The sequence below is a fragment of the Nostoc sp. KVJ20 genome (assembly GCF_001712795.1).
In the GTDB taxonomy this organism is placed as follows: domain Bacteria; phylum Cyanobacteriota; class Cyanobacteriia; order Cyanobacteriales; family Nostocaceae; genus Nostoc.
The window spans coordinates 41,734-50,235 of the sequence record NZ_KV757593.1 but is presented as its reverse complement, the minus strand read 5'-3'; the positions used below and the strand labels follow the sequence as shown (position 1 = coordinate 50,235).

5 protein-coding genes are annotated in these 8,502 nt (G+C 42.8%); 2 read left to right on the top strand and 3 right to left on the bottom strand.

The features are described 5' to 3' along the window. Nucleotides 1-191 (bottom strand): hypothetical protein (locus A4S05_RS42565; protein ID WP_218107944.1); only part of this gene is annotated, 191 nt, incomplete at its 3' end. 337 nt (nt 192-528) lie between these two features. Here A4S05_RS42565 and A4S05_RS10895 point away from each other — a divergent pair. Then, complete coding sequence (locus A4S05_RS10895; RefSeq protein ID WP_176726971.1) at nt 529-1,263, top strand: FHA domain-containing protein; 735 nt, start codon at nt 529-531, stop codon at nt 1,261-1,263. Between the two features lie 869 nt (nt 1,264-2,132). On the opposite strand, the gene A4S05_RS43160 is transcribed toward A4S05_RS10895, so the two are convergent. Further along, nucleotides 2,133-2,267 carry a hypothetical protein gene (locus tag A4S05_RS43160; protein ID WP_256090925.1) on the bottom strand — a complete coding sequence of 45 codons (135 nt, stop codon included), beginning with the start codon at nt 2,265-2,267 and terminating at the stop codon, nt 2,133-2,135. Nucleotides 2,268-3,242: 975 nt separating this feature from the next. Here A4S05_RS43160 and hetF point away from each other — a divergent pair. Further along, nucleotides 3,243-5,789: a cell division protein HetF gene (gene hetF / locus A4S05_RS10885; RefSeq protein WP_069069850.1), complete on the top strand. Its 2,547-nt coding sequence runs from the start codon at nt 3,243-3,245 to the stop codon at nt 5,787-5,789. A 134-nt stretch (nt 5,790-5,923) separates the two neighbouring features. On the opposite strand, the gene A4S05_RS10880 is transcribed toward hetF, so the two are convergent. After that, on the bottom strand, nt 5,924-8,502 hold a 2,579-nt coding region (locus A4S05_RS10880; protein WP_256090924.1), incomplete at its 5' end, for a COR domain-containing protein.

The window sequence follows — 8,502 nt, the reverse complement described above, 5'->3', positions numbered from 1 at the left end:
AGGCTAGGAATAGTAATACTTTGACCTCCTGCCTCCAGCAAGAACTGCCTTCTGCCTCCTGCTATATTAGGATCGCAAGGCTTCCATTTTCTCCCTGACTTGAAAAGTTTAGCCCTGATTATTCTTGATAAAAACTCATATTTATTCAGAATTGACCCAATATATAAATGTTTGGGTTGATCGATAGTCATCACCCTCATAAATGTTAAGAAATATCCAGTTCTATAGCAAAAACACCCAGGCAATTGTTAATTCTTAAGGAAATCTTTATGATTTCTATCTGTTACAAATAACAAATGATTATTTACAATAAACAATAAAGCATCATAAGAATTTTTGATAAATATTCTCATGCTTTTTATAGCTAGAAACAACAGGGAATCTCGCACCTAAAAGTTGTAAAACATAACGTTATTAAGCCACTCAAGTTTTCAGATGGCAGCGGGAAGTGAAAAATCAATTATCCCTGATTGTAGGCTGAAGTAAAATATCCAAAACCGAAATCAGGTAGTACAAGGTTTACGTATAATGGCTGACTTTGCACAAACGGAAATAGAACGGCGATTAACTTTATATCAGGTATTCCTCAAGTTGTATGAACACCACAGCAGCCTTCTAGATGAAATTCTCCAGCTAGAAAACCTATCTCAACCGTCCTTGACGAGAGTAAAGGCATGTTACGTACATGGTGTAGTGGATACTAGTGCTGTTTATTTGATGACCAACTTGTGCGACAATCAGACTCAAAGTTTACGACAGCCACAGCGGATCTGGACGATAGGTCGGAATCGTACCAGCGGTATTTACATTGCTGATAGTTATATGTCTCGTCGCCACGCTGCTATTCAACATATTGACGAGCAAGGCTTTTACTTAATAGATTTCAACAGTACCAATGGTTCCTTTGTGAATGGCGATCGCGCTGTTGGGCCGATCAAGCTCAAAGATGGCGATCGCATTCGTCTAGGCAATATGACTTTTGATTTTTTTGTGAATTATACCTGCCGCGTTTTGCCAACTGTCGCAATGGATTTATTGATGCAACTTATGCATCGAAAGAACAACCATACAGTAGAAATGCTTACTTATTCCCAGAATAGACAAAGACCTCTAAATGAAAAACCAGATTCTAATTTAGAGACTTTCAGAAATTCCGCACTATTTGAGAAGCATGGAAATTGGTATGAAAACTTCAGTTCCGAGCAGAAATCAGAAATTTTAGACCGCTTTTTCAGTAGACAAATACCGTCTAATCTCAGGTGACATACTCCACACACTCCCCTGCGGGTGAGTTGTGGGGCTTCTTTTCGTTTAAGCTAAAAATTTGGTAGATCATGTCTGACCTTTCACCACTAAACTTGGGTATTTGGAGGAAACATTGGCTTGAATTTTCTCCCCTCCCCTTGGTGTAACCCCATTCATTCAGCAGCAGAATCATGTATTTGGGTATTTATGGGGTTCTCTCCACTGCTCCCTTTTCTCTTCTCTGACAGGAGGATTGCTAGCAGACAAACAGTTAAAGGTCAAAATATAGAAAAAAAATTAAGAATGTGATTAAATATCATAGCAATCATTTGGAGTGGCATATCTATCTCACAATAATAAAAAGAAAGCGATTCAGGGATTGAGTGAGACAGTTATGCTCTATCCTGACGATAGGAGGATACTGAAGGTCTACCAGCAGTATCAACAAGAATAGCGGTGCGCTCCATCCAATATGGGTAGAAAATCCTGGGACTATCGCCAAAAAAAACCCCCAGTGAGCGTTAGCCAACCAGGGGAGTTAGTTATCAGGGTGCATCTACCAATTAAATGTTCTCAGGTTAAACACCATACTCCGGATAAATTTGTAGAAAGGTCAGTTATTTTTTAAAATAAAAAACCCCAGTTGGTGTTAGCCTACTAGGGGAGTGATTTATCAGGGTGCATCTACTAATAATTTTTACTAGGGGCAGATAGCGTCTTCCGGGGAAAATGGTAAAAATCAAGGGTGATGGCAATGTCTACGCTGAAAAAACCCCCAGTGAGCGTTAGCCAGCCAAGGGAGCGAGTTATCAGGGTCAGTTATTTTTTAAAATAAAAAAACCCCAGTTGGTGTTAACCTACTAGGGGAGTGAGTTATCAGGGTGCATCTACCAATAATCTTTTCTAGGGGCAGCCAGCATCTTCCGGGGAAAATGGTAAAAATCAAGGGTGATGGCAACGTCTACGCCGAAAAAACCCCCAGTGAGCGTTAGCCAACCAGGGGAGCGAGTTATCAGGTTCATTTATTTTTTAAAATAAAAAAACCCCAGTTGGTGTTAACCTACTAGGGGAGTGAGTTATCAGGGTGCATCTACCAATAATCTTTTCTAGGGTTAGCCAGTATCTTCCGGGGAAAATGGTAAAAATCAGGGTTGATGGCGACGCCTACACAACTAGAAAAAACCCCCAGTGAGCGTTAGCCAACCAGGGGAGTTAGTTATCAGGGTGCATCTACCAATTAAATGTTCTAACGTAAATGGGTCGCTACCGGATAAATTAGCAAAGGTTGAAGTGATTACTGTTTGTTTATCAGAGAAAAACCTCAGAGGGGTTAGTTATCAGGACAGACCTACCAAGTTAAAGGTGGATTAGCTTACTTCCTTCATTAGGACTTACGCAAAACTACACGCGGTAGGGGCAATTCATGAATTGCCCCTACGGTAAAATCAGGGTTTCGGCTATTGTTTGCGTAAGTCCTATTCATAAAAAAACCCCCAGTGGGCGTTAGCCGACCAGGGGAGCTAGTTATCAGGGTGCATCTACCAATTAAATGTTCTAGGTTTAACCACCACGCTCCGGATAAATTTTTGAGAAAATTGATTATTGTTGTGTGTCAAAAAAAACAAGAGTGGATATTAACTACATTAGGGGAGTTAAAGATCAAGGGACATCCATCTACTAATCAAGTATTCTAGGATTAAGCACTATTTTCTGGTAGAGAATATCTGCGTCAGAAGTTGCTGTTGTTTGCCAAAATAAAAAAACCCCCAGTGGGTGTTAGCCAACTAGGGGAGTTGAAGATCAAGGTGCATCTACCAATTAAGTGTTCTAGATCCAAGTAATCCGATCCGGATAAAGTTGTAAAGGCAGAAAAACCAAAACAGCACCGAATCAGAAACATTCAGGGGTGGGATGCATCTAAGTTATTAGAGGGAGCGGAAAATCGACTTGAAACTTTTGCGTTTCAAACCAGATTTAGGAGGCGGACAGGAGAAGTTGTGACCCAGGAATTCCATATTTCCGTAACCCCAGTAGGGCAAAATGACTACTTGGTGCGGACGGAACAAGTCGCGCCTGGGGTACCATTGGCAGAAGAATTGGTGACTTGGCCTATAGCTGATTGGTTGATGGCTGCTAGTCATTTGATGAATGATCCGTTGAAGTCGGTGTTGCAAGGAGATCCGTTCGCTTCTGGTGGGCATGAAAGCGATATCGCCAGAAACTCTGTGAATTTGGTAGCGTTGGGTCAACAATTTTATAATGCCCTATTTCAAGGCACTCTCAGAGATAGTTGGATTACTGCCCAAGGTATTGCCCAAAACCATCAACAAGTGCTACGTTTGCGCTTGGGGCTAAAAGATACTAGGTTAGCTCGTCTGCCTTGGGAAGTAATGCACGCAGGCGATCGCCCTCTGGCTACTGGGCCTTATGTGGCTTTTTCTCGCTTCCAAAGTGGAATTTTAGGGGCTTCTCCTTTGCGATCCCTGCGGGGGACTACGCCTACGCGAAATATGTCCACACTGCGTGAACAAGGTAGTGTCAAAGTATTGATGGTAATTGCTTCCCCTTCAGATCAAGTCCGCCTTGATTTACAGAAACAAGAAGCTATCAAACTGCAAGCAGAACTTCACCGTCAAACATCACGACTGACTGAAGGTAGCAATCGGTTTCCAGAAATTGAACTGACTGTATTAGACCAACCAGGACGGGAAGAACTAACGCAAGCTCTAGAACAAGGCAGATACCACGTTCTCCACTACTCTGGTCATAGTAACTTAGGCGTCAATGGTGGAGAAATTTATCTTGCTAGCCGCAGAACTGGCTTAACAGAAATATTAACTGGGGACGATTTGGCAGGTTTGCTCGTCAACAATAATATTCAAATGGCAGTGTTTAACTCCTGCTTAGGCGCGTACACTGCTGCGTCCGATCCCTCTGGAGATACTGGCGAACGTAACCTGGCAGAAAGTTTGGTGAAGCGTGGAATTAGAAGCGTTTTGGCTATGTCAGAACGTATTCCTGATGAAGTGGCGTTGACCCTCACACAATTGTTTTACCGTAACTTGAGTCAGGGATATCCAGTCGATTTGTGCGTAAGTCGGATGCGCCAAGGATTAATTTCTGCATATAGTTCTCACCAGATGTACTGGGCATTACCGATTTTGTATCTCCAGCCAGAGTTTGACGGTTTTCTGAGTGAGGAAGGTGAGGTATCCGAAAGTGCGGAGTCGCTGAATCAGTATGGTTCGCCTTTAGGTATAACTTCCACGATGTACTCTGCTCTGGGAGATGATTCCGAGATGCCTTTAGGAATGGAAGAAATGATTCCTTCTGGTTTGGCGCGTGACTCTTCTGGGTTAGACTGGCTAGGTGAAGATACTTGGGGCGATTTGGTTGATGAAATTGAGTATGATGACCCAAGCTATGAAGAAGATTCTGCGATAGTTTCGGATTTGTTTCGTCAGCTGGATAACCAAAAAGTTTCAACTGAAACTGATCAACAAATTAGTGAAGATAGTTTTCACCAAAGCCAGGTTTCAGAGGAAATGACTTCCCCAGAAGAGGAAGCCGATTTGTGGGGAGAAGTTCCACCACCGCCACCTCAAGTTGTAGGGAACTTTGAAGGAAATCGGCAAAAATCTGAGTTTTCGCGTCGGCATAGCCCGTCGCAGGCATCGCAACCAGCCCCGCTAAGACCTCGTACCCATCGCCGCAAGCTGTGGCCGATTGTGGGTGTTGTCGGAATCAGTGCGTTAGCAGCTGCGATCGCTTTAAATTGGTGGTGGCAAAATCGGCCCCAAGCAAATTTGCCTAACATACCAGCAATTCCCACCCAGTCTTTACCTATTCAAAAGCAGCAAAATATTGATTTAGAAACAGCAACCACTGGAATTGTCACCGCCAGCGCTACGGAAAAATTGAGCCAGGGCGACTTGCAAGGTGGGTTATTGGCTGTAGAAGAACTACTCAATCGTGGCGCATTAGCTGCGGCTGAAACTGCCCTGAAAGTAATTCCCCCTAAACAAGCTGACGATCCATCTGTGAACTTTTTCAAGGGACGATTAGCGTGGCAGTCTATCCAAACTGGAGACAATAACTATAGCGTTGATGATGCCCGCCGTTACTGGGAAACTGCTGCCAAAGCTAAACCCGAATCGCTTTTGTATAATAACGCTTTGGGATTTGCCTACTACACAGAAGGCAATCTGAATCGAGCTAATGATTCTTGGTTCAAGGCTTTGAATTTAGCTCTTAAAGAACAGAACTCAGACTCTAGCGCCGGAACATCTACAAATACAGCAGTCCCTCAAGATGCGTTAACTTCTTATGCTGGTTTAGCTCTTGGACTGTATAAATCTGCACTTAGTCAATCTAGTGGTAAGCAGACACAATATTTGAATGAAGCGATCAAGTTGCGGCAAATGGTTCTCAAGTCTGATCCAGTCAATTTCCAGGTAGATAAATTAGCTAAAAATTGGCTGTGGACAGAGAAGGCGATCGCAGATTGGCGATCGCTCCTTCAGGAAAAGAGCGAAGAACAGTAATATGTTGTAGTGGTGCGATCGCTTGCACACCAAAAAACTTTGCTTTCAGCATCCCTAATCAAGACAAACCTTGCATCTAAGAGCAAAGACACCGTTTTCACACATCACTACCGAGAGAAAACCTTTTCTATCTTTTACTGAGGGATTGCTGCTGCTTTGATCTTCTTACAGATATTCACCCAAGCTTTATTCTCTTCTGATGGGTTCAGGCTGTCTAAAGGTTGATTGGGAGGGTGCGCTGATTGATATTTTTCAATTTCTGTTTCTTCATAGCTGCTAAAACTTAACGGTATCCAAATAATCGTGAGTCCTTTAGCTTGTGCCGCATTCAATAATGGGGGTAACTCATTCTCGTGAATAAAGTCTGATGCTAGAAAGTTAGGGCTAACCAACAATACTGCTACTTTTGCTGCTGCTAAAGCATTTTCAATTTCTTTACTCCACTCAGCACCAGGTCTGATTTGGGTATCGTCCCACACAAGCAGATTTTGGTTGCGAATTATTGGTTTGAGGTGTTTCTGAAGTTTGGTAAGCGATTCCTGATCTTGATGACTATAGCTGATGAAAACTTCAACCCCTAACTGCTCTACAAGCAACCTCTCTTTATCTTTATCTATCACATCATCAATTAAACCCAAGACATCAACCATTTGATAGCTTTTTTGGCATTGAATGCATTTTTGCTTATCGTATACAAACTGTCGCAATATCTCAAAGGGGTAAAAGTGTGGCTCTTGGTTATCTTTGCAAGTGACACAATTACAGGGAATTAACTTGTTGTACTTTAGTCGCTTGTACGAGTCATGAATTTTATCGAGTTCATGTGTAACTATGGTCATCAAATCTCTTTTATGACGACCTGAAACTCGAATCTTAATCTCCCGCTTGCCGTAATATTCAATCACCTCTGCCTTCGTCTGGTCTTTGCTGAGAACAACGCCGCTTTTCCAAACACATTGTTGTTCATTCATCAACTCATGCATAGCGACGATGAACTGGGTGATGATGCCCTTGGGCATGAACTCGTAAGTGTAACGCAGAATCAGGTTGTTGATTTCATCCCAGTTATAAGGGGGTTGGTTAGCAGATAGCAGTTGTGGGGCAATATACTTTCCTTGGCTTCTAGGAATTTCGTAGCACAGCTTGAAGTTGATCATCAGCCGCAAGAGTTCATCATGCATCGTGGCGTATTTATCTTCACACCAGATGTTTGCCAAGTCAGTCCGGGTGAAAGTGCCCAGGTTGCGGATCACTTCTTCATTATCCAGCACTTTGTAGACTGCATCAGTTCCCCACTTGGGTTTGAGGATAACGGTCTTGTTCAAAAGTGGGTCTTGCTGGAAGTGCAAGCATACTCCCAAATCGTGCAGATAGCTGCTCAACTGCAACTTGTCATTTCTTTCGGTGAACCCATTTTTTTGGCAGATATTCAGATATTCATCCAAGCCGATGTAATTGCGTTTGTCACTCTCTAAAGCTTCCCTGACTCTAACCCAGGTTTTTGGGAGCGGACTGCCAATATGGGGCAGGTTTTGAACGTAATGCTTGATTTGTTGTAAAACTTGTTCTAAACCCCTGTTGGTAGCAAGGTTTGTTGGTAAAGTCTCTTTCAAATTAGTAAACTGCCCCCGTAACTCACGTTCATTGATTTCTCGGTGGCGGTTTTGCTTCTCATTTTTGATGATTAGCAACGGACTGTTATCACTCAACAGTTCTACTACATTCAGCCAGTAATCAAAATCTGTATCTTCCTTGCGATTATCTACCACTAAAACGTAGAGGGAGCGCTTGGTGAGAAAAAACTGGTGAGTTGCATGGTAAATCTCTTGCCCCCCAAAGTCCCAGATGTTGACTCGAAATTCTCGCCCATTTTCCATTGGGAAACTCCACCGAATCACCTCAATTCCCTTTGTAGTGTCTTCCTCTTGAAGTTGATAATTTTGATTTTCGATTTTCTTGGCCAGTGTTGTTTTCCCTGCTCCTCCTTCACCGACAATTAATAACTTTGCTTCACAAAGATAATCTGTACCTTCAGCTTTCAGTTGTCGGAAATAATTCTGAATCGCCTTAATACCATTTGCAACAACTTCTGGTGGTGGCTTTTCAATACGGTTGCCGTTTAAATACAGAGAAGTGAGTTGTTGGAGGTGGGCGATCGCTTCTGGCAGTGTCGTTAATTGGTTGTCGTTTAAATTCAAATCAGTGAGGTTTTGCAGGCGAACAATTGCGTCTGGCACTGTCGTTAATTGGTTGCCACCTAAATCCAGCCAGATCAGGTTTTGCAGGCGAAAAATCGCATCTGGCACTGTTGTTAATTGGTTGCAAGTTAAATGCAGCCTAGTAAGGTTTTTTAGCTGAATTATCCCTTCTTCTGGGAGCGTCGTTAATCTGTTGAACCTTAAATATAGCCAAAGGAGTTTTTGCATGCGAAAAATTCCGTCTGGCATAATCATTATTAGGTTATTGTTTAAATCCAGCCAGGTGAGGTTTTGTAGGTGGGCGATCGCTTCTGGCAGTGTCGTTAATTTGTTGCGGCTTAAATTCAGGTAAGTGAGTTGTTGCAGGCGGCCGATCGCTTCTGGCAGCGTCGTTAATTGGTTGCCGCTTAAATTCAGGGTAGTGAGTTGTTGCAGTTTGGCGATCGCTTCTGGCAGTGTCGTTAATTTGTTGCTGCTTAAATCCAGAGAAGTGAGTTTTTGCAGGCGGGCGATCG

Excerpts from the sequence above, each read along its gene's own strand:
- A4S05_RS10895 (WP_176726971.1), top strand. The coding sequence starts at position 529 with ATGGCTGACTTTGCACAAACGGAAATAGAACGGCGATTAACTTTATAT.
- A4S05_RS43160 (WP_256090925.1), bottom strand. The coding sequence starts at position 2,267 with ATGAACCTGATAACTCGCTCCCCTGGTTGGCTAACGCTCACTGGGGGT.